The organism is Pseudomonas sp. RL_105y_Pfl2_101, assembly GCF_963970585.1.
GTDB lineage: Bacteria > Pseudomonadota > Gammaproteobacteria > Pseudomonadales > Pseudomonadaceae > Aquipseudomonas.
Map to the genome: position 1 here is coordinate 39,667 of NZ_CAXAPG010000033.1, position 21,223 is coordinate 60,889.

General features: G+C 61.2%; 23 protein-coding genes. 9 read left to right on the forward strand and 14 right to left on the reverse strand.

Annotated elements, in window-relative coordinates:
* Positions 1-91: 91 nt before the first annotated feature.
* The 3 genes from prpC to prpF all read left to right on the forward strand — a co-directional run bounded on the left by prpC (position 92) and on the right by prpF (position 5,241).
* Positions 92-1,219, forward strand: coding sequence for a bifunctional 2-methylcitrate synthase/citrate synthase (prpC, locus tag AACY31_RS24320; RefSeq protein WP_339483284.1), 1,128 nt, complete (start codon positions 92-94; stop codon positions 1,217-1,219).
* Between the two features lie 197 nt (positions 1,220-1,416).
* On the forward strand, positions 1,417-4,008 hold the full coding sequence (gene acnD, locus AACY31_RS24325; RefSeq protein ID WP_339505182.1) for a Fe/S-dependent 2-methylisocitrate dehydratase AcnD: 2,592 nt from the start codon (positions 1,417-1,419) through the stop codon (positions 4,006-4,008).
* A gap of 42 nt (positions 4,009-4,050) precedes the next feature.
* Positions 4,051-5,241, forward strand: a complete 1,191-nt coding sequence (gene prpF, locus AACY31_RS24330) for a 2-methylaconitate cis-trans isomerase PrpF (protein WP_339505184.1) — start codon at positions 4,051-4,053, stop codon at positions 5,239-5,241.
* Positions 5,242-5,379: 138 nt separating this feature from the next.
* On the opposite strand, the gene AACY31_RS24335 is transcribed toward prpF, so the two are convergent.
* The 10 genes from AACY31_RS24335 to soxR all read right to left on the reverse strand — a co-directional run bounded on the left by AACY31_RS24335 (position 5,380) and on the right by soxR (position 12,855).
* Entirely contained in the window at positions 5,380-6,273 is an 894-nt protein-coding gene (locus AACY31_RS24335) for a metal ABC transporter solute-binding protein, Zn/Mn family (RefSeq protein ID WP_339505186.1), read from the reverse strand.
* Entirely contained in the window at positions 6,274-7,173 is a 900-nt protein-coding gene (locus AACY31_RS24340; RefSeq protein WP_339483280.1) for a metal ABC transporter permease, read from the reverse strand.
* Positions 7,173-7,925: a metal ABC transporter ATP-binding protein gene (locus AACY31_RS24345; protein ID WP_339483279.1), complete on the reverse strand. Its 753-nt coding sequence runs from the start codon at positions 7,923-7,925 to the stop codon at positions 7,173-7,175. The genes AACY31_RS24340 and AACY31_RS24345 overlap by 1 nt, the downstream gene beginning before the upstream one ends.
* Positions 7,922-8,851 (reverse strand): metal ABC transporter solute-binding protein, Zn/Mn family, encoded by a 930-nt coding sequence (locus AACY31_RS24350; protein WP_339483277.1) that lies wholly within the window; start codon positions 8,849-8,851, stop codon positions 7,922-7,924. Before AACY31_RS24350 ends, AACY31_RS24345 begins: the two co-directional genes overlap by 4 nt.
* A gap of 35 nt (positions 8,852-8,886) precedes the next feature.
* A complete protein-coding gene (locus AACY31_RS24355; RefSeq protein WP_339483275.1) occupies positions 8,887-9,462 on the reverse strand; it encodes a DUF6162 family protein in 576 nt (191 codons plus the stop codon).
* Entirely contained in the window at positions 9,459-9,785 is a 327-nt protein-coding gene (locus tag AACY31_RS24360; protein ID WP_339483274.1) for a hypothetical protein, read from the reverse strand. Before AACY31_RS24360 ends, AACY31_RS24355 begins: the two co-directional genes overlap by 4 nt.
* Positions 9,782-10,324 carry a thiamine pyrophosphate-binding protein gene (locus AACY31_RS24365; protein WP_339483273.1) on the reverse strand — a complete coding sequence of 181 codons (543 nt, stop codon included), beginning with the start codon at positions 10,322-10,324 and terminating at the stop codon, positions 9,782-9,784. The genes AACY31_RS24360 and AACY31_RS24365 overlap by 4 nt, the downstream gene beginning before the upstream one ends.
* Entirely contained in the window at positions 10,321-11,535 is a 1,215-nt protein-coding gene (locus AACY31_RS24370) for a PepSY-associated TM helix domain-containing protein (protein ID WP_339483272.1), read from the reverse strand. Before AACY31_RS24370 ends, AACY31_RS24365 begins: the two co-directional genes overlap by 4 nt.
* A gap of 300 nt (positions 11,536-11,835) precedes the next feature.
* Complete coding sequence (locus AACY31_RS24375) at positions 11,836-12,297, reverse strand: VOC family protein (protein WP_339483271.1); 462 nt, start codon at positions 12,295-12,297, stop codon at positions 11,836-11,838.
* 105 nt (positions 12,298-12,402) lie between these two features.
* Positions 12,403-12,855 (reverse strand): redox-sensitive transcriptional activator SoxR, encoded by a 453-nt coding sequence (gene soxR, locus AACY31_RS24380; protein ID WP_339483270.1) that lies wholly within the window; start codon positions 12,853-12,855, stop codon positions 12,403-12,405.
* A 95-nt stretch (positions 12,856-12,950) separates the two neighbouring features.
* Here soxR and AACY31_RS24385 point away from each other — a divergent pair, with 95 nt between their 5' ends.
* From AACY31_RS24385 to AACY31_RS24405, 5 genes are all read left to right on the forward strand, one after another.
* Positions 12,951-13,316 (forward strand): antibiotic biosynthesis monooxygenase, encoded by a 366-nt coding sequence (locus tag AACY31_RS24385; protein WP_339483269.1) that lies wholly within the window; start codon positions 12,951-12,953, stop codon positions 13,314-13,316.
* Positions 13,317-13,432: 116 nt separating this feature from the next.
* Entirely contained in the window at positions 13,433-13,699 is a 267-nt protein-coding gene (locus AACY31_RS24390; RefSeq protein ID WP_339483267.1) for a hypothetical protein, read from the forward strand.
* Positions 13,700-13,801: 102 nt separating this feature from the next.
* Positions 13,802-14,416, forward strand: a complete 615-nt coding sequence (locus AACY31_RS24395) for a LysE family translocator (protein ID WP_339483266.1) — start codon at positions 13,802-13,804, stop codon at positions 14,414-14,416.
* Positions 14,417-14,575: 159 nt separating this feature from the next.
* On the forward strand, positions 14,576-15,742 hold the full coding sequence (locus AACY31_RS24400; RefSeq protein WP_339493059.1) for a cysteine desulfurase family protein: 1,167 nt from the start codon (positions 14,576-14,578) through the stop codon (positions 15,740-15,742).
* Positions 15,743-15,787: 45 nt separating this feature from the next.
* Positions 15,788-17,596 (forward strand): aminopeptidase P family protein, encoded by a 1,809-nt coding sequence (locus AACY31_RS24405; RefSeq protein ID WP_339483262.1) that lies wholly within the window; start codon positions 15,788-15,790, stop codon positions 17,594-17,596.
* A gap of 9 nt (positions 17,597-17,605) precedes the next feature.
* Here the strand turns inward: AACY31_RS24405 and AACY31_RS24410 are convergent, their stop codons facing one another.
* Entirely contained in the window at positions 17,606-18,196 is a 591-nt protein-coding gene (locus AACY31_RS24410; protein ID WP_339483261.1) for a 2-hydroxychromene-2-carboxylate isomerase, read from the reverse strand.
* Positions 18,197-18,230: 34 nt separating this feature from the next.
* Positions 18,231-18,959 (reverse strand): SDR family oxidoreductase, encoded by a 729-nt coding sequence (locus tag AACY31_RS24415; protein ID WP_339483260.1) that lies wholly within the window; start codon positions 18,957-18,959, stop codon positions 18,231-18,233.
* Between the two features lie 89 nt (positions 18,960-19,048).
* On the opposite strand from AACY31_RS24415, the gene AACY31_RS24420 reads away from it, so the two are divergent.
* Positions 19,049-19,618 carry a TetR/AcrR family transcriptional regulator gene (locus tag AACY31_RS24420; protein WP_339483259.1) on the forward strand — a complete coding sequence of 190 codons (570 nt, stop codon included), beginning with the start codon at positions 19,049-19,051 and terminating at the stop codon, positions 19,616-19,618.
* 6 nt (positions 19,619-19,624) lie between these two features.
* Here AACY31_RS24420 and AACY31_RS24425 read toward each other — a convergent pair whose 3' ends face one another.
* On the reverse strand, positions 19,625-19,906 hold the full coding sequence (locus AACY31_RS24425; RefSeq protein WP_339483258.1) for a hypothetical protein: 282 nt from the start codon (positions 19,904-19,906) through the stop codon (positions 19,625-19,627).
* 168 nt (positions 19,907-20,074) lie between these two features.
* Positions 20,075-20,965 carry a threonine/homoserine exporter RhtA gene (rhtA, locus tag AACY31_RS24430; protein ID WP_339483306.1) on the reverse strand — a complete coding sequence of 297 codons (891 nt, stop codon included), beginning with the start codon at positions 20,963-20,965 and terminating at the stop codon, positions 20,075-20,077.
* Positions 20,966-21,223 lie beyond the last annotated feature (258 nt).

The window sequence follows — 21,223 nt, forward strand, 5'->3', positions numbered from 1 at the left end:
CCGCGTAGGTGCTGTGTAGGAGCTGTCGAGTGCAACGAGGCGGCGATCGTTCCCCCCCATTCTCTACAAATCTAAAAAATGGAGACAGCAAATGGCCGAAGCAAAAGTACTCAGTGGCGCCGGGCTCCGTGGCCAGGTGGCCGGGCAAACCGCATTGTCCACCGTAGGCCAGTCGGGCGCCGGCCTGACCTATCGCGGCTACGACGTTCGCGACCTGGCGGCAGATGCGCAATTTGAAGAAGTGGCCTACCTGTTGCTATACGGCGAGCTGCCGACCCAGGCCCAGCTGGATACCTATACACGCAAGCTGAGCCAACTGCGGGACCTGCCCCAAGCCTTGAAAGAAGTGCTGGAGCTCATTCCCGCCGACGCCCACCCGATGGATGTGATGCGCACCGGCTGCTCGTTCCTGGGCAACTTGGAGCCCGAGCAGGACTTTTCCGAGCAACACGACAAGACTGACCGTCTGCTGGCCGCGTTCCCGGCGATCATGTGCTACTGGTATCGCTTCAGCCACCAAGGCCAGCGCATTGAGTGTATGACCGACGAAGTGTCCATCGGCGGCCATTTCCTGCACCTGCTGCATGGCAAGAAGCCGAGCGAGCTGCACGTCAAGGTGATGAACGTGTCGCTGATCCTCTACGCCGAGCACGAATTCAACGCCTCGACCTTCACCGCCCGGGTCTGTGCCTCCACGCTGTCGGACCTGTTCTCCTGCATCACCGCCGCCATTGGCTCGTTGCGCGGCCCGCTGCACGGCGGCGCCAACGAAGCGGCGATGGAAATGATCGAGCGCTTCAGCTCGCCGCAGGACGCCATCGAAGGCACCCTCGGCATGCTCGCGCGCAAAGACAAGATCATGGGCTTTGGCCATGCGATCTATAAGGACAACGACCCGCGCAACGAGGTGATCAAGGGCTGGTCGAAAAAACTCGCCGACGAAGTGGGCGACACCGTGCTGTTCCCGGTCTCCGAAGCCATCGACAAGACCATGTGGGAGCAGAAGAAACTGTTCCCTAACGCCGATTTCTACCATGCCTCGGCGTACCACTTCATGGGCATTGCGACCAAGCTGTTCACGCCGATCTTCGTCTGCTCGCGCCTGACCGGCTGGGCCGCCCACGTGTTCGAGCAACGCGCCAACAACCGCATCATCCGACCGAGCGCCGAATACACCGGCGTCGAACAGCGCAAGTTCGTGCCAATCGAACAACGCTGAGCTGGAGGGTTCTAGCCGCAGGCACTGGATAAACCCTGAACCCTGTGGGAGCGAGCCTGCTCGCGATAGCGTCGGGTCAGCAGCATCAATGTTGGCTGACACACCGCAATCGCGAGCAGGCTCGCTCCCACAAGGGAACATGTTCACTTCAGTAGCTGCGCCACCCTTCTGAAACCACCGTGACCCGAGTCCTGACGATGAACACAGAATTTCGCAAACCGCTGCCCGGCACTTCGCTGGATTATTTCGACGTTCGCGAGGCCGTGGATGCCATTCGCCCCGGCGCCTACGACGGCCTGCCGTACACCTCCCGCGTGCTGGCGGAGAACCTGGTGCGGCGCTGCGACCCGGCCACGCTGGGCGAGTCGCTGCTGCAACTGATCGAGCGCAAGCGCGACCTGGACTTCCCGTGGTTCCCGGCCCGCGTGGTGTGCCATGACATTCTCGGCCAGACCGCGCTGGTGGACCTGGCTGGCCTGCGCGACGCCATCGCCTTGCAGGGCGGTGACCCGGCGCAGGTCAACCCGGTGGTGCCAACCCAACTGATCGTCGACCACTCCCTGGCGGTAGAAAGCGGTGGGTCCGATCCCCAGGCCTTCGCCAAGAACCGCGCTATCGAAGACCGGCGTAACGAAGACCGTTTCCACTTCATCAACTGGACCAAGAAGGCCTTCAAGAACGTCGACGTGATTCCGCCGGGCAACGGGATCATGCACCAGATCAACCTGGAAAAAATGTCCCCGGTGATCCAACAGCGTGACGGCGTGGCGTTCCCCGACACCTGCGTGGGCACCGACAGCCACACGCCCCACGTCGATGCCCTGGGCGTGATCGCCATAGGCGTCGGTGGCCTGGAAGCTGAAAGCGTCATGCTCGGCCGCGCCTCGTGGATGCGCCTGCCGGAAATCATCGGCGTCGAGCTGACCGGCAAGCTGCAACCGGGCATCACCGCCACCGACATGGTGCTGGCGCTGACCGAGTTCCTGCGCAAGCAAAAAGTTGTCGGTGCCTGGCTGGAGTTTTTCGGCGAAGGCGCCAGTGCCCTGACCTTGGGCGACCGCGCGACCATTTCCAACATGGCCCCGGAGTACGGTGCCACGGCGGCGATGTTCTACATCGACCAGCAAACCATCGATTACCTGAAACTCACCGGTCGCGAAGACGACCAAGTGCGACTGGTCGAGACTTACGCCAAACAGGCCGGCCTGTGGGCCGACAAGCTCAAGGGCGCGCAATACGAGCGGGGTCTGACCTTCGACCTGTCGTCTGTGGTGCGCAACATGGCCGGTCCCAGCAACCCGCACGCCCGTGTCGCGGTGTCGGATCTGGCTGCCAAAGGCATTTCCGGGCAGTGGGACGATGTGCCCGGGCAAATGCCCGACGGTGCGGTGATCATCGCCGCCATCACCAGTTGCACCAACACCAGCAACCCGCGCAACGTGATCGCCGCCGGTCTGCTGGCGCGCAACGCCAACCGCCTGGGCCTAGTCCGCAAGCCGTGGGTCAAGTCGTCCCTGGCGCCGGGTTCGAAAACCGTGGCGCTGTACCTGGATGAAGCGGGCCTGACGTCCGAGCTTGAGACGCTGGGCTTCGGCGTGGTGGCGTTCGCCTGCACCACCTGCAACGGCATGTCCGGCGCGCTGGACCCGGTGATCCAACAGGAAATCATCGACCGCGACCTGTACGCCACCGCCGTGTTGTCGGGCAACCGCAACTTCGACGGGCGTATCCATCCGTACGCCAAGCAGGCGTTCCTCGCCTCGCCACCGCTGGTGGTCGCTTATGCCATCGCCGGGACCATCCGCTTCGACATCGAGAAGGATGTACTGGGCGTGGTGGACGGTCGGGAAATCCGCCTCAAGGACATCTGGCCGAGCGACGAAGAAATCGACGCGGTGGTCAAGGCCTCGGTGAAACCGGAGCAGTTCCGCCAGGTGTACATCCCGATGTTCGCCCTCCAGGAAGACACCGGGCCGAAAGTGACGCCGCTGTACGACTGGCGCCCACAAAGCACCTACATCCGTCGTCCGCCGTATTGGGAAGGCGCGCTGGCCGGTGCGCGGCCGCTCAAGGGCATGCGCCCGCTGGCGGTGCTGCCGGACAACATCACCACCGATCACCTGTCGCCGTCCAACGCCATCATGCTGGACAGCGCCGCGGGTGAATACCTGGCGAAAATGGGCCTGCCGGAAGAAGACTTCAACTCCTATGCGACTCACCGCGGTGACCACCTGACCGCGCAACGTGCCACCTTTGCCAACCCGAAACTGTTCAACGAAATGGTCCAGGAAAACGGCAAGGTCAAGCAGGGCTCCCTGGCCCGGGTCGAGCCCGAAGGCAAGGTCATGCGCATGTGGGAAGCCATCGAGACCTACATGGAGCGCAAGCAGCCGCTGATCATCATTGCCGGCGCCGACTACGGCCAGGGTTCGTCCCGGGACTGGGCGGCCAAGGGCGTGCGCCTGGCCGGTGTCGAGGCGATCGCTGCCGAAGGTTTCGAGCGCATCCACCGCACCAACCTGGTGGGCATGGGCGTGTTGCCGCTGGAGTTCAAGCCCGGCACCGATCGCAAGACCCTGGGCATCGACGGCAGCGAAATCTATGACGTGATCGGCGAGCGCACCCCGCGTGCGACGCTGACGTTGGTCATCACTCGCAAGAACGGCGAGCGCGTCGAAGTGCCAGTGACCTGCCGCCTCGATACCGCTGAAGAAGTGTCGATCTATGAAGCCGGGGGCGTGCTGCAACGCTTTGCCCAGGATTTCCTTGAATCGGCGGTTGCCGTCTAAATCACAACTGCGGACACCCGGCGTGTCCGCTTGAGGAGCATCATGGCTCACGCACCGCAAATCAAAATTCCCGCTACCTACATGCGTGGTGGCACCAGCAAAGGCGTGTTCTTCAGCCTGCAAGACCTGCCCGAAGCGGCCCGCGTCCCAGGCGCTGTCCGGGATTCCTTGCTGCTGCGGGTGATCGGCAGCCCCGACCCGTACGAGAAACAGATCGATGGCATGGGCGGCGCGACGTCCAGCACCAGCAAGACCGTGATCCTGTCCAAGAGCCCCCGGGCCGACCACGATGTCGATTATCTGTTCGGCCAGGTGTCCATCGACAAGCCGTTCGTGGACTGGAGTGGCAACTGCGGCAACCTGTCGGCGGCGGTCGGTTCATTCGCTATCAGCAGTGGTTTGGTTGACGCCGGTCGCATTCCACAAAACGGCGTGGCCGTGGTGCGGATCTGGCAGGCCAACATCGGCAAGACCATCATCGCCCATGTGCCGATCACCGACGGCGCGGTTCAGGAAACCGGTGACTTCGAACTCGACGGCGTGACCTTTCCGGCGGCCGAAGTGCAATTGGAATTCATGGACCCGGCGGCAGAAGAAGAGGGCGTTGGTGGCTCGATGTTTCCCACCGGCAATCTGGTGGACGATTTGCAAGTGCCAGGCGTTGGCACCTTCAAGGCGACGCTGATCAACGCCGGGATCCCGACGATTTTCATCAATGCCCGGGACGTCGGCTACACCGGCACCGAATTGCAGGGCGCCATCAACGGTGACCCCAAGGCGTTGGCCATGTTCGAAACCATCCGCGCCCATGGCGCCTTGCGCATGGGCTTGATCAAGCACCTGGACGAATCCGCCCAGCGCCAGCACACCCCGAAAGTGGCGTTCGTCGCGCCGCCGGCGGACTACGTTTCATCCAGCGGAAAAGCCGTCGCGGCCGGGGACGTTGACCTGTTGGTACGGGCGCTGTCCATGGGCAAGCTGCACCACGCCATGATGGGCACCGCAGCGGTGGCCATCGGCACCGCCGCGGCGATTTCCGGCACTGTGGTCAACCTCGCGGCCGGCGGCATCGAGCGCAACGCCGTGCGTTTCGGCCACCCCTCCGGCACCCTGCGCGTCGGCGCCGAGGCCAGCCAGGTCAACGGCGAATGGACCGTGAAAAAAGCCATCATGAGCCGTAGCGCGCGGGTGTTGATGGAAGGGTTTGTGCGGGTGCCGGGGGATGTTTTCTAAGTCGATGCTTCAGGAACAATACAAAACCTGTGGGAGCGAGCCTGCTCGCGATGGCGGTGTATCAGTCGACGCCAATGTTGAATGTGCCGACCTCATCGCGAGCAGGCTCGCTCCCACAGGTTGATCGTATTTCTTCCGTCAGTCTGCCGTCAGTGCGGTGACCACCAGTCCTACATTGCTTTCCAACTCCGCCACCGGATCGGTCCCATCGGTGCCCAACACCAGCAACCGGCTACCTCCCTCTGTGATGGCTGCCTTCAGCGCATCCGAAGGCTGGCGATGATGCAGCACCAGCGCCACGTCATTGTCTTTCAACGTTGTGCTCAACTGCTTGAGGGCTTCACCTGTCCATTCGGCGTCGGGCCGGGCATCGGTGCTGATTGCGTCCAGATTGAGCCCGCTGATCAGGTAGCCGAAATGCTCGCTCAGGCTGACCACGCTCAGGTTATCGGCGCTGGCGAGGCGTTTTTCGCTGTCGGCACTGAGTTTGAGCAGGCGCTGCTTGAGGGCCGCGAGGTTGGCGTCGATCTTCGGTTTGTCCGCCGGGGTCAGGCGTACCAGATCGGCGGCGATCACGTCGGCCATGCGTCCCAGGTTATGGCTGGCCATCCACGGCTGGCTCGCCAGGCCGTCGGCCATGCCCGGCTGCACGGCGATACCGGGCAGGGCGCCGTCCACCGGGCGCGCGGCATCGACTTCGACGATGCGGATATTGCTGCGTCGCGCCATGGGGTACAGCGGATCGTCCGGCCATAGCGAGCGCAGGCCGATCACCCCGTCAGCATCGCTGGCCAGTTTGCTCAAGGCCGGTGCGCCACGGCCGCTGAAGTAGGCACTTTGCCGGGTGCCTGGCAGATTGACGGGCGCCGCCCGCTCCAGGCTGACCTCGGTGCCCTTGAGCAAGGCCTCGCCCAATCCGTAGGTGACCGGCAACGATGCCAGCAGCCGGACCTTTTCGCTGGCAAATGATGAGGTGACGGCCACGCCGCACAACGCCACGGCCAGGGTCAGTTGTCGCAATGAAAAAACCATTTATCCAAGATTCCCTTTGAGGCTGGGGACGACACCGCGGGCGATGGCGCTCAGGGCGAAGGCGATGCCGGCCACCAGGATGATCGCAGCGCCTGACGGGATCGGCAGGTCGAACACGATCGGCGCGAGAATCCCGCACAAGGTGCTGGCGGTGGCGATCAGCACTGAACACCAGAAAAAGCCTTTCAATGATTGGCTGAGCAGGCGCGCCGCCGCCGCCGGAATCACCAGCAACGCACCCACCAGAATGGCGCCAATGACTTTTACCGCCGCCACGGTGATCAGCGTCACCAGCACCACGAACAAGTAGTCCAGGGTCTTGACCGCCACCCCGCGCACCGCCGCCAGTTGCGGGTTGAAGCTGGCGAGCATGATGCGGTTGTACAGCGGCAAGGCCAGGGCCATTACCAGCGAGCCGACCACCGCCAGCACCAGCAGGTCATTGCCATTGACCGTCAGCACCGAACCAAACAGTACGTTCTCCAGGATGTGCACGTTGATCTTGCCCGCCAGGATCAACAGCAGGCTGGCGCCCAGGGCCAGGGACACCGACAGGAAGACGCCGATCAGCGTGTCGGGCGCCAGGCCAGTGCGGTTGCGCAGGTAATTGAGCAGGATGCCGAACAACAGGCAGTAGCCGAACAGGCTGCCGTAAGGCCCGGTGTAGGGTTCGCCGAGCAGGATGCCGATGGCCACGCCGGTCAGCGCCGCATGGCCCACCGCCTCGGAGAAAAACGCGAAGCGCTTGACCACCACCAGCGTGCCGAGGCCGCCCAGCACAGGGCCGATCAACAACCCGGCCAGCAACGCATTGACCACGAACCCATAGGCCAGCGCTTCGGGCAGGTAACCGGCCGAAGCCCAGCCCTGGACCATCAAACGAAAGGCTTCATAGCTCATCAGGCAGCGCTCCCGTTCGTGCGCGGATGGGTGGAGAACAGCGTCAGCAGGCGTTCTGGCGTCAGGGTTTGGCGGGGCGGACCGTCGAACAGCACCCCGCGGTTCAGGCCGGTGACACGGTCGGCCAAGCGCCCGACGGCTTCCAGGTCATGTTCGATCCAGAGCACGGTGATTCCTGCTCGGCGCCAGTGCTGCAGCAACCGTTCGAACACCTGGATGCCGGCCTCGTCCAGGGCCGACATCGGTTCATCCAGCACGAGCAGTTGCGGCGAGGGAATCAACCCCTGGGCCAGCAACACGCGTTGGCGCTCACCGCCGGACAGCGCACCCATGCGCCGTTTGCGCTTGTCCTCCATGCCGACCCGTTCCAGGGCCTGACCAATGGCGCCAGCGTATTGCTTGCTCAAACCGAGAAAGGCCGGCCGCCGCTGACACATCGCCGCCATGAAATCCTCCACCGTCATGGGCAAGCCTCGGTCGAACTCCAGCGCTTGGGGCACGTAGCCGATCACACCGGGCTCGCCTGGCCATTGCAGGCTCAGACGTCCCTGGTGCGGCATCTGCCCGAGCAAGGTCTTGATCAGCGAGCTCTTGCCGCCGCCATTGGGGCCCACCAAGGCATGGATGCTGCCGGGCTCCACATGAAATGCCACGTTGTCGAGAATGGTGGTGCGGCCCAGGTTCAGGCTGACGTCGGCGAACTCAATCAAGGGGCCGACGCGGTGCAGGGTGAGGGTTTCCTGGACGGTCATGCGCCAGCCTCCTGGATTGCCCGGACCACGGTGTCGAGGTTACCGGCCATTTCCTTTTCGTACTTCTCGGGGCTGTAGGCGCCGTAGGAAATGTGCGAGAGCGGGTACAGCTTCACACCCGATTCACGCTGAATGGTGTCGACGTAGGTGGACGGGAAATCCATTTCCGAGAAGATCACCTTTACGTCGAGCTCGCGCAGTTGGTCGATGGTTTTCTTCAACTGGCTGGGGCTCGGTTCGATACCGTGGGCCGGCTCGACCACGGCGGTCACCTCCAGGCCGAATTCGCGCAACAGGTAGTCGTAGGCGGCATGCACCGTGGCGACCCGCAACTCGGCATTGGGGGCCTGGGTCAGCTTCGCCAGGGCGGCGGCTCGCATCTGCCGCAAGCGCTTGCCATAGGCGCGGGCGTTCTGGGTGTAGGCCTTGGCATTGTCCGGGTCGAGCTTGCCCAACTCCCGGGCGATGTTATTGACCTGGGCAATGGAAGCGCTGATGGACAGGAAGGTGTGTGGGTTCACGACCTTGCCCGCGCCACGGGCCGCCGTGCCGGTGGCGGCTAGCAGGGGCACGTTTTCATTGGCCTCGATCACTTTCATGTTCGGGGTTTCGCTGGCGGCGATCATGCGGTCGGCGAAGTCGTCGTGGCCCACACCGTTGAGCACGATCACGTCGAGACCGCTGATGCGCTTGATGTCCTCGGCCCGTGGTTCATAGGCATGGGGGTTGAAACCGGCCGGGATCAACGGCACGACCTCGGCCTTGTCGCCGACGATGTTGGTCACATAGCTGTAATAAGGGTGCAGGGTAATGCCGATGCGCAGGCGCTTGGCTGTTACGGCGTACGCCTGCGAGGTAAACAGGCAGGCCAGCAGGCCGATCAACAGTAGGCGCCGCAAGGGGCGGCGGGGGGATGCAATAGGCATGGGCAAACGGTCTTCTCTCGAATGAAGGCGTGGGGTCAGTGTCGGTGCTGGCGGGTTACGCCGGCATCGAATTGCGCGACGATCTGTTGCCAGCCAGCGGCGGACAAAGCAGCGTCGTCCAGCGCAGCAGGTGTCGCGAGGCCATTGCGGCGGTTGAGCCAGATGTCCGGCGCGGCGTCGGTTGCTTCGCCGATGCGCATCAGAAACGAACCGGCCACGGAAGAATTGGCACTGACGCCGAAGTAGGCCTGGTCCTGCAGTTGTTGCCAGGTGTGGCCGCCCCGGCTGACGGAGCTGGCGTCCTGGGCGAACGGCGCGAAGCCTTCTTCGGCCAGGGTTTTCGGGCCGGGCAGGGTGGGTTGGTCTTCGCGCAGCAAGCGGATTTCATCCAGGGTCACCCGCAGGTCGGCGTAGATGCCTTGCTCGGCGGCGCTGAGGTCGCGGCGGGCGTCGAGTTGGTTCGAGGCCAGCTGAGGGGGGGCTTCGGCTTTGCCATGCCAGGCCACCACAGACCCGGCGACCAGTACGATGAGCAGACACAGCAGTAACACATACAGGGTTTCATGGCCCGCGCCAGCGGGGCGGATGACTTGAGTTGTGGTGTTGGTCATGGGGCCTCGATGTCGGCTTGGTCGATTTCCACAACGTGGCCGGGGCCGGCGTCGAAGAGCACGTAGAACTCAGCGTCCGGCTTCTTGAAGGTCAGCTTCGAGTCGGCACCGAGCTTGCCCGGGACGAGGATGGTCTCGTCATAGCCGATCACGTCCAGGGTCACTCCGGGCGCGCCGCTGCCGTCGGAAAAACCGCCGGTGCATTGGATCTGCTCGGCGTCGATGGCTTTGCATTCGCACAATGGGTTGTGAGCCAAGGCGCTGGTGCTTGCACCTGCGCAGAACAGCAATGCCAGGCCGTTGGATAAAGTGCGCAAGGTCATGGTTTGGGTCCTTGGTTCTTCAGCCAGGCGACGGTGGCCGGGGAGGCCTGGCTCAGGGGAATGGAGGCCTGATGCATCGAACCGTCCCAACCCTCGAGGGTTATCCACAGTTCGGCATCGGGATGGGTCTTTGGCGGGACCGGCAACACGGCGCCCATGCGATAGGGGGAGCCGAAGAAAATCACCCCGGCGGCCCTTAGGCTGCGAGGTTTGCCGACGCGCAGGTAGGTGGCCTTGACCTGACCGATACAGCGTTCGCACAGGGCCGCGTTGAAATGCTTCATGGGGCCGGCAGGCCCTTGGACGCGTGGGGCTTCGTTGCGAAATTCCGCCAGGCGCAGACTCCAGGGTCCGACCTGGACTTCACCGACTTCCCGCTCGCCAAGCCCGGTGTCCCCGCGGAACAGCGCGGCTTCGGATAAATATTTGGGCATGAACCCCAGGGGGATCAGCAGTAACAGCACGTTGAGGTGAAAGCGCCATTTACGCCAGAACGGGCTCAGGCGTGACGGTGATGAAGCGGCATTGGACGGATTCACAGGTAGCCCTCCGACGACTCACGGTGGACCGACGGCTGCAATGCCTGCGCGATGCGGGGTTCACGGGAGGGTTTCTGACTACGCTTGAGGGCATTGGCGGTGGCCAGGGCCGTGCGTTTGGTCCAGATCAGCAGCCCGCTGAGCACCATCAAGCTCAGGACCAAGCCGAAGAAAAACCAGATGAGCTTGATCCACAGGCCGCCGAAGTCGCCGGTGTGCAACGGGCGCATGGATTCGGTGACAAATTCCAGCGTCGTGCGGTCGGACAGCAGCCGCGAGGCGGCCACGTCACCGTTATAGGGATTGATGGTGGCGGTCTGGAACATCAGCGGATACCAACCACGGCCGCCGACTTCCAGATGGCTGTAGGCATTGCCGGGCAGGCTGATGAAACTTGCTTCCAATCCCGGGATGCGTTGCTGGGCGATTTCGATGGCTCGGTCCAGGTTCAACTGCGGGGGCGGCAGGCCGTCGACGGACAATGGCACGTTTTCACGGGCCACCACCGGGATGACCGGTTCGCTGGAAATGGAGATCTGGTTGTCGCCCAGCAAGGCCTGAATCAGGAACCAGGTGCCGGTAACGGAGATGACCGCGATGAACCAGATCGACCAGATCCCGCTGAGCCGGTGGAAATCACCCCAGAAAATCCGCGCGCCATGGCGAATTCGCAGGGTCGGACGGAAGAAGCCTTTCCAGAAACGCTTGTAGACCACCAGCCCGGTCACCAGGGATGCGAGCAACGGCAGGCCCAGGAACGACACCAGGTACCAGCCCCAGCTGTAGCCATTGGTGAACGGCACCAGCCACCAGCCATGCAGGGCGCGGGTGAAGGCCTGGAAGTTGAATGTCGGCGCCGAGCCTTGGATGACGCCGCTGTACGGGTTGACGTAGACCGTGTCGGGGCGTCCGTCAGGGTAGGTCACGCCGACTTCCAGGGCAAAGTGCGACTCGTCCGGGCGAATGATGCTTTGCACCTGGGTTTGCGGCTGGTTCTGCTTGATCGCGCTGATGATCTGGTCGTAGCTGAGCAGGGCGGCATCGTCCGAAGGCTTGCTGGCGCGCATCTCAGGGTTGACGAGCCAGACAATCTCCTGGCTGACCACCGCCAGGGTGCCAGTGACGCAAACGATGAGCACGAAAAACCAGACGGGCAATGCCAGCCAGCTATGGACCAGGAACCAGAGTTTGGAGCGGGATTTCTTCGACATGATTGAACGTCTTGATTCGATGAAAGGTTCGGTATTACGGGCTTCGCAATACCTTGAACCGCAAAAAGCAGACGGTGGCTTTTGCCGACGCGGCCTACTGCATCTAATTAAGACGAACGAGCGATCGCAATCCTGAAGAGGAAGATGAAAGAAAATGTTTCGCGTGGTCGGAGCTGCCTAAGGCTGCGATCTTTTGATCTTTTGATCTTTCGCTTGAGGCTCAAGTGTCAGGGGAAAGATCGCAGCCTCGTTGCACTCGACAGCTCCTACGGGGCGTAACCCCGCGGGAGCAAGGGCAAATCAGCCTTGCTGTTGAAGCATTTCCCTGGCCCGTTGTTCGATCTGTTCCTGGCTCAAATCCTCCTTGTGCGTTGCCAGGAACCACAGATGCCCATAGGGATCTTTCAAGGTGCCGGTGCGATCGCCGTAGAACTGGTCCTTGACCTCGGAAATCAACGTGCCACCGGCAGCGATGGCCTGGGCAAATGCGCTGTCCACGTCCTCGACATATAAATGCAGGCCGACCGATGGCGATTGGTCCGGGTTGCTCAGCGGGCCTTGGTCGCAAGGCGTACCGAGCATGATCGGAAAACCGTTGATCCGCAGTTCGGCATGCCCGATGCGGCCGTCGGGCATGGCCAGGCGCATGACCTCGGTGGCATTGAAGGCTTTTTTGTAGAAGTCGATGGCTTCGGCAGCTTTTTGAATGCCCAGGTAGGGCGTGATGTTATGGAAACCTTCGGGAATGGCTTTGACGCCCATGACGGTTCTCCTTGTTGTTATGGGAGGCGAAGAGAGTCTTCGTCGGTTTACGCCCACCCACTATAGGTCAGCCGCCGTGGACGGGGTCATGTTCCGACGAACGCTTCACGGCTGCTCCAACAGGTGAGCCCCTGGCCCGTGTTTGCCCAGCACATCGCCCTGATTGCGCAGCGGGCAAGCGTCCATCGACAGGCATCCGCAGCCGATGCAGCCGGTGAGTCGATCGCGCAGCGCCATCAATTGGTTGATGCGCTCGTCCAGGTCCCGGCTCCACTGCGCCGACAAGGTCTGCCAGTCGGCGGCCGTTGGCGCACGGTTGTCCGGCAGGTTTTTCAACGCTTCGCCGATTTCCGCCAAGGGAATGCCCAGGCGCTGGGCAACCTTGATCAGCGCCACACGGCGCAACACTGTCCGTGAGTAACGACGTTGGTTGCCCGGGTTGCGTGTGCTTTTGATCAGCCCCTTGGATTCATAAAAGTGCAAGGCCGTGACCGCCACGCCGCTGCGGGCGGCTACTTGGCCGACGGTGAGTTCCTTGTGGACATCGATCTGCGTCACCGCTCAATTCTCTGCTTGACCTAGAGTTAACTTTAGGTTTTACCCTGCCTGCGTTCGGATCGCAAGATCCGCCTTACGTGCAGAGGGGACCTTTCATGCAATTACCAAGGAACAATCGCAGTTTCACCCAGTTGATGGAGTTCGATATCGAGCCTCAATGGCAACAGGCGCTGGTAACGGCCTTGTCGGAGCAGACCGAGCGCCTGGCTCGGGACCACCGGGGGTTCCTGAGTGCCAGTATCCAGGCCAGCGAGGATGGTCGGCGCGTACTCAACTATCTGCAGTGGCAAACCCGCGAGGCAGGCGAGGCGGCGCTTCGAAGTTTCGAAAGTGGCGAGCAGAATTTCTGGCGGCTGATCCAGGCTCATCGAGCCAAAGCTGTGACGTTTGGCTCGTTCCAAGTGCTGCGCAACATCGAACGCAGCCTGGACAACGCGCTGCATTGCCAGTTGGTCGACTGAATGCAGCGGCTGATCCACAAAGGCAATAGCCACTATTGAGAGGGTTGATTTCTGCCGTGCAGGGCTGGTGGGTAGCCTTTGTTCATCGCCCAACTCCAGAACGCCGGACACTCGTCATGAACCGTACCCTTGCTGTTTTGCTGCTGTTGACCGCCACCCTCCTGAGCGGCTGCGCCAGTTCCTCCCCGGAGCTGCGCCCTTACACGGCCGATGAGACCCGCGAGCTGGCCCTTGAAGCCTTGAATCGTCGAGGCCTCTCGTTTGATGAGTACCACGCGAAAAAAGCCGAGTTGCTCGGTTCGTCGCAGAAAAATGTGGGTTTCGACGATCAGGGCCAAATGAGCGCCGAGCAGGTCGTGCCGCAACCTGGCCGGTCAAGCTGAGGGACTGTACCGCTTAAAGTTTCGCCCAACTGTCCGTGGGTTTGCGCCAAGGCGTGGGGTAGGGTCATGGCTTGACTGACCGCCCTGATGGACTGACTTGAAATGACCCTTTCGCTTGACCTGCTGCTGGGCTTCGCCCTGTTTGCCCTGGTGACCTCGATCACGCCTGGACCTAACAACACCATGTTGTTGGCCTCGGGTGTCAATTTCGGTTTCAACCGCACCATTCCTCACATGCTGGGTATTACCTGCGGCTTCTTTTTCCTGGTGCTGGCGGTGGGTCTTGGCCTGGGCGCGGTGTTTCAGACTTATCCACTGCTCTATACCGCGCTGCGCTACATCGGCGCGGCGTACCTGTTGTACCTGGCGTGGAAAATAGCCCACTCCGGTCCGGTTTCGGAAAGTCAGGCGGGAGACAATACGCCGATCAGCTACTGGGGGGCGGCAGCGTTCCAATGGGTCAATCCCAAGGCCTGGATCATGGCCATCGGTGCCATCAGTACATACACGCCACTCCAGGGTTATTTCTTCAACGTGTTGGTGATTGCGGCGGTGTTTGCTCTGATCAACCTGCCCAGCGTGAGCCTGTGGGTGGTGTGCGGCAGCCTGTTGCGCAACCTGTTGCGTGATCGTCGTTGGTTGCGTGTGTTCAACTGGGGCATGGCACTGTTGTTGGTCGCTTCGCTGTATCCGTTGTTGCTCGAAAGCATCAGTTGAGGGCTGAGCTTCGCCGCGATGCCTGCTAAGCTCGCTGTTCAGGAGCGTTCCTACGCACTTTTAAACGAAGTCCGACTTCTTTAAGGTCTTTGATCAGGTATTGCTAGTCTCGAATCCAACGAGGGCGCCTGATCCCGGAGCAGGCTCTGCGAGTTTCCTATGAATAAACGTCCTTTGTATTTTGACTACGCCGCCACCACACCGGTGGATGAGCGGGTCATCCGGGTCATGGTCGAATGTCTGGGCTTTGACGGCAATTTTGGCAACCCGGCTTCCAGCGCCCATGCCTTCGGCCAGGAGGCCCGGCGCTCGGTGGAGTGCGCCCGCCAGCAGGTGGCGCAATTGGTGGGGGCTCAGCCCGAACAGATCGTCTGGACGTCCGGCGCCACCGAATCCAATAACCTGGCCCTCAAAGGGGTGGCCCAAGGGCGCAGAGGTTCCGCCGGCCATGTCATCACCAGCCTGATCGAACACAAGGCGATTCTCGACACGGCGCGCCAGCTCGAAGAGAGCGGCGTCGCGGTGACCTGGCTGGCACCCGACGCCGAGGGCCTGATCAGCCCGCAAGCGGTTCGCGAGGCGTTGTGCGAAGACACGTTCCTGGTATCGCTAATGCTGGTGAACAACGAGTTGGGCACCGTCAACGACGTCATCGCCATCGGCGATATCGTTCGTGAGCACGGTGCGCTGTTTCATGTGGACGCAGCCCAGGGCGCCGGTAAGGTACAGATCGACCTGTCTCGTTGGCCGGTGGACCTGATGTCTTTTTCCGCGCATAAGATCTATGGCCCCAAGGGCATCGGTGCGCTCTACGTCGGCGACCGTGCTCGGCCACGGCTGTCGGCGCAGATTCACGGCGGTGGGCATGAAGGCGGTTTGCGCTCCGGAACCCTGGCGACCCATCAGATCGCAGCCATGGGCGCGGCATTCGAACTGGCAGCCGGGGTATTCGACGAAGAACTCGCTAAGATTGCCCGGTTGCGCAATCGTTTGCTTGAACCGCTGCTGGCCTTGCCCGGTGTGCGTCTAAACGGCAGTGCGAGCCACCGGACTCCCCACACGCTGAGCCTGACGTTCAGCGAAGGTGAGTTCAACCCGGCGACGTTGGGCGCATCGATTGCATTTTCCGCGACCTCGGCCTGCAATTCGGCACAGAACACTCCGTCCCACGTGCTGCTGGCCCTGGGGCACGATGCGCGTGCAGCCGGCCGGACCATTCGCTTGAGCCTGGGCCGCTTTACCACTGAGCAAGATATCGACAAGGCGGTGCAGCTGATCCAGGCGGCGTGCGCGACTGCGCCAGCGTTCTGGGCCACGCTCCCATAAACCGTCTTCGGCATCGAACAACAATATCAATGAGCAGGAGAAACAATGAGCACCGAGCCTTTGCCTCATGGACTGGTTCCCCAGCGCCTGGCCCAAATCCGCCAACTGATGAGCCGAGAGGGCATTCATGCGCTGTTGGTACCATCGGCCGACCCGCATCTGTCTGAATACCTGCCAGGCTATTGGCAGGGACGGCAATGGCTGTCGGGGTTCCACGGCTCGGTGGGGACCTTGATCGTGACCGACAGTTTCGCCGGCGTCTGGGCCGACAGCCGTTATTGGGAGCAGGCCACCAAGGAGCTGAAGGGCAGTGGTATCGAGCTGGTCAAGCTCATTCCCGGCCAGCCTGGGCCCTTGGACTGGCTGGCGGAACAAACGCCTGAGAGTGGAGTGGTCGCCGTTGACGGTGCGGTCATGGCCGTGGCATCGGCTCGCACCCTGGGCGGCAAGCTTGCGGAGCGCGGTGCGCGGTTGCGTACCGACATCGATCTGCTCAAGGCGGTCTGGAGCGATCGCCCAAGCTTGCCGGATCAGCCGGTCTACGCCCATTTGCCTCCCCAGGCGACCGTCAGCCGGGTCGAGAAACTCGCCAAAGTGCGTGAATCCCTCAAGGAGCGTGGTGTCGACTGGCATTTCATCGCCACGCTGGATGACATCGCCTGGTTGTTCAACCTGCGCGGCGCGGATGTGTCGTTCAACCCTGTGTTCGTCTCCTTTGCCTTGATCGGCCAGCAACAGGCAACGCTGTTCGTGGCCCTGGATAAGGTTGACGCATCGTTGCGCGCCGTTCTTGAACAGGACGGTGTGACCCTGCGCGATTACAGCGAAGCCGCCGCCGCGTTGAGTGAAGTGCCGAGTGGTGCGAGCCTGCAGATCGATCCGGCGCGGGTGACGGTCGGCTTACTGGATAACCTGGGCAGCGGCGTGAAGCGGGTCGAAGGGCTCAATCCAACGACGCTGGCCAAATCCCGCAAAAGCCTGGCCGACGCCAAGCACATCCGTCGGGCCATGGAGCAGGATGGCGCGGCGCTCTGTGAGTTCTTCGCCTGGTTGGAAGGGGCCTGGGGGCGCGAGCGCATCACCGAGTTGACCATCGACGAGCACCTGACTGCCGCCCGCACGCGCCGGCCGGACTTCGTCTCCCTGAGCTTCAACACCATCGCCGCGTTCAACGCCAACGGTGCGATGCCTCATTACCACGCCACGAAAGAAGCCCATGCGGTCATCGAAGGTGATGGTCTGTTGCTGATCGATTCCGGCGGCCAGTACTTGGGTGGCACCACCGACATCACTCGCATGGTGCCGGTCGGCACACCCACCGCTGAGCAGAAACTTGATTGCACGCGGGTGCTCAAGGGTGTGATTGCCCTGTCCCGGGCCAAATTCCCGCGGGGCATTCTTTCGCCCTTGCTGGATGCCATCGCTCGTGCGCCGATCTGGGCGGAGCTGGTGGATTACGGCCACGGCACCGGCCATGGCGTCGGCTATTTCCTCAATGTCCATGAAGGCCCGCAGGTGATTGCCTATCAAGCTGCTGCGGCGCCGCAAACGGCGATGCAGGTTGGTATGATCACCTCCATCGAACCGGGCACTTATCGTCCAGGTCGCTGGGGGGTGCGCATCGAGAACCTGGTGTTGAACCGTGAAGCCGGAAGCAGCGAGTTTGGCGAGTTCCTTGAGTTCGAAACCCTAACGCTGTGCCCGATCGACACCCGTTGCCTTGAACCTTCGCTGCTGACCCAGGACGAAAAAGACTGGTTCAACGCCTACCACGCCGAGGTTCAGCGTCGCTTGAGCCCGTTGCTGGACGGTGATGCGCTGCAATGGCTCAACACGCGAACGATGGCGATTTGAAGTAAAGGATCAGGCGAGGGCTTCACGGACGAAGTCCAGTCGATCCTGGCCGAAGAACAACTCGTTGCCGACAAACATGCTCGGGGCGCCGAACACGCCCCGTGCGATGGCTTCTTCAGTGGCGGTCTTGAGTGTTTGCTTGACCTGCTCGTCGTTCATCAGGGTCAGCACATAGTCAGCATCGAAACCGCCCTCGTTCAGGACCGCTGCGACAGTCGTCGGGTCATTGAGGGGGAGGCCGTCCACCCAAAAGGCGCGGAACAGGCAATCGACGAAGGCCTCGAAGCGTTCAGGTTGGCGCAATTGCATGCCAGTCACCGCACGCATCAGTGGGAGTGTATTGATGGGGAAATGTGGATTGAACTTGAAGGCAACGCCGTAGCGCTTGGCGAAGCGATGCAGATCCTTGAACAGGTAAGGGTTCTTGGCCGGCACTGTCGCCGGTGATGCATTGCCGGTTGCCTTGAAGACGCCGCCCAATAACATCGGACGATAGATCAGTTGGCTGTTTGTCTGCGTACACAGCGTTGGCAACTGGGTGTAGGCAAGGTACGTGGTCGGGCTGCCGAGATCGAAGTAAAACTCCACCGATTTGCTCATGGTATCTGCTCTCTTGTTGTTGTGAGGGGAGGGTTTACCAGCGCTCGCTCCAGGGCCGAAGGTCCAGTTCGAAGGTCCAGGCGTCGCGGGGTTGACGGTGCAAGTACCAGTAACTGTCGGCGATGTGTTCAGGGTTCAGGATGCCGTCCTGATCCTTGGTGGCATATTTTTCCGGGAAATTATCGCGGATGAAGTCGGTGTCGATGGCGCCGTCCACCACCACATGGGCCACGTGAATGTTCAGCGGCCCTAGTTCGCGGGCCATGCTCTGGGCCAGTGCGCGGATGCCATGCTTGGCGCCTGCGAATGCGGCGAACCCCGAAGCACCGCGTAATCCCGCCGTTGCCCCGGTAAACAGGATCGTCCCGCGCTGGCGCTTGACCATGCGCTTGGCGACTTCCCGTGCATTGAGAAAGCCTGAGAAGCAGGCCATTTCCCAGATCTTGAAATACTTGCGTGCGGTTTCTTCGAGGATGCTACAGGGGACGTTGGCGCCGATGTTGAATACAAAGGCTTCGATGGGGCCGATCTGGTTCTCGATTTGCTCGATGAGTGCGATCACGTCGTCTTCTTTACGCGCATCACAGGCAAACCCGTGGGCGTCGCCGCCTTGGGCGCGGATTCCAGCCACCAAGGGCTCGAGTTTGTCGGCGCTGCGACGGGTAACGCAGGCAATAAAACCTTCCTGTGCAAAGCGTTTGGCAATCGCTCCGCCGGTGGAATCGCCCGCGCCAACGACCAGTACGACCTTCTTGTTCTTCATGGTTAGCCTCATTGGTAAACGATCGTTAACTAAACGGACGTTATGCTAAGGTTCGGCGAGCGTCAAGGTGAGCAATCAGGGGCAGGACCATGCGTTATTCAGCCAATCACAAAATGGAAACCCGGGAGAAACTGCTCGCTAGCAGTGCCGTCTCCGCCAAGAAGTCGGGTTTCTCCACGGTCGGTGTCGATGGCTTGATGAAAGCGATCGGGTTGAGCGGCGGCGCGTTTTATAGCCACTTCTCATCGAAGGATGAGCTTTTCAAGGCCATTGTTGAGCGGGAGTTGGCCCAAAGTCTGGATCGTCTGAGCGGAGACGGTGCCATGGACTCAATGAAGCTGGAGCGCTGCCTTAAGCAGTACTTGAGCATGAGCCACGTTGAGCAGCCCGAAGCTGGGTGTGCGTTGTCGGTGCTGGGTGCCGAGATCGCGCGATCGGATGTCCAAGTGAGGGAGACGGCGCAAGCGTGGATCTGTCGTTTGCACGAAAGCTGGGCGCAGATATTGGGGAGTGACAGTTTGGCCTGGGCCATGCTGTCTCAATGCGTGGGAGCATTGGTTGTTGCACGAATGCTGGTCACGCCGCAGGTCCAGCGTGACGTCCTCAGGTCCAGCCATGAGGAAATTAGGCGCCGAATGGCCGAGCAAGGGCTCGACTGACGTGGCCTATTTACAAATGACGATCATACTGCGGCTGGTATAGCCAGCGGGATTGAGCCCGAAGAGATAATCCCCGGGCTCCTCGACGGCGTCGCCGGACTTGGCAATGACCTTGTAACCCTTGGGAGCACATGAGTTGGCGGCTCTGGCGGCGCACTGCCCCCAGGATGAGGACAGGCCGGAGCAGTTGATGTGCAGGCCTTTTTTGCCGCGCTTGACTTCTGTTTTCGATGTTGCCGCACAGCCCGCTATTATTAGTACGGCGATCAGTATCAAAATTCGTTTCATTCCCGTCCTTATAATCGTCGTGGATCTTGTGTCCGCGTACGATTGTGTTCGCTCTTGCTTGAAGCGTTCATGACATCCTGTATGAAAAAATCCATGTCTGACATTGGGTTACCGATCTAAACATGGCCTAAATGCGTGGTAAATACCAGACCTTCGTTAAATCCTGCTTCAATCTGCCGCGACGGCAGGCTTCGCGGTGTTGGTCATGGTCAGCGTTGCGCCGACCGACGCGAGGATGATGCAGGTAATGGCTAACCACTGGGCCAAGGACAAGTACTCCTGTAGAAAGACCAACCCCGACAGGGCCGCGACTGCTGGTTCGACGCTCATCAGGGTGCCGAAAGTGCGGGCTGGCATTCGGGTTAGGGAGATCATTTCCAGGGTGTAGGGCAGGGCCGTAGATAGAATGGCGACGCCGATGGCGATTGGAATCAGACTCGGTGTGAGCAGTGCGGCGCCCGCGTGCACGATACCAATCGGTGCGACGAACAGGGCGGCGATCATCACTCCCAATGCGGCGGTTTGCACACCATTGTCCGCGCCAGCCTTCTGGCCGAACAGGATGTACAGCGCCCAGCAGAAACCTGCGCCCAGCGCATAGCCGGCTCCAAGCAGGTCAATACCGGCATTGGTCGCTCCGGTTGGTATAAGCAGAAGCAGGCCAGCGACTGCCAGGGCGATCCAGAGAAAGTCTATCGCCCGGCGTGAGGCGTAAATGGCGACTGCCAGCGGCCCGGTGAACTCCAATGCCACGGCAATACCCAGTGGAACGGTGCGAACTGACATATAGAAGAGAAAGTTCATGCCCCCCAATGCCATTCCATAAACGATCACGGTGCGCAGGGATTGGGTGGTGAGCTTGGCGCGCCAGGGGCGTAGCAATATCAGCATGATGAGGCTGGCAAAAATAAGTCGCAGCGTCGTAGTGCCCTGTGCCCCGACTACCGGGAACATGCTTTTGGCAAGGGAGGCTCCTGATTGGATGGAGGCCATGGCTATTAATAGCAGGGCAACCGGGTACAGGGTGGAGGCCAGGTTGCGTTGTGAAGGGGGCGTCATTACGAAGTGTCGTCCAGAAATAAGGCGGGAGGCTGTATTGAGCAGTATATTGCGCATATGCAGCGATTCCGTCTATATGCCGGGCAGATTTAAGTGTCTTGTCGGGTTATGGATAGAAAAATCAAATTAAGGATTGACGGCAGATTCTGGAAGTCTATAATTCGCCCCACTTCCGGCGCAGTCGAAACGGAAAACTCCTTGAGATTCAATGAGTTAAGTAGGTTTCGAAAGTGTTGGGCTTCAGGTCATCGAAGTCCG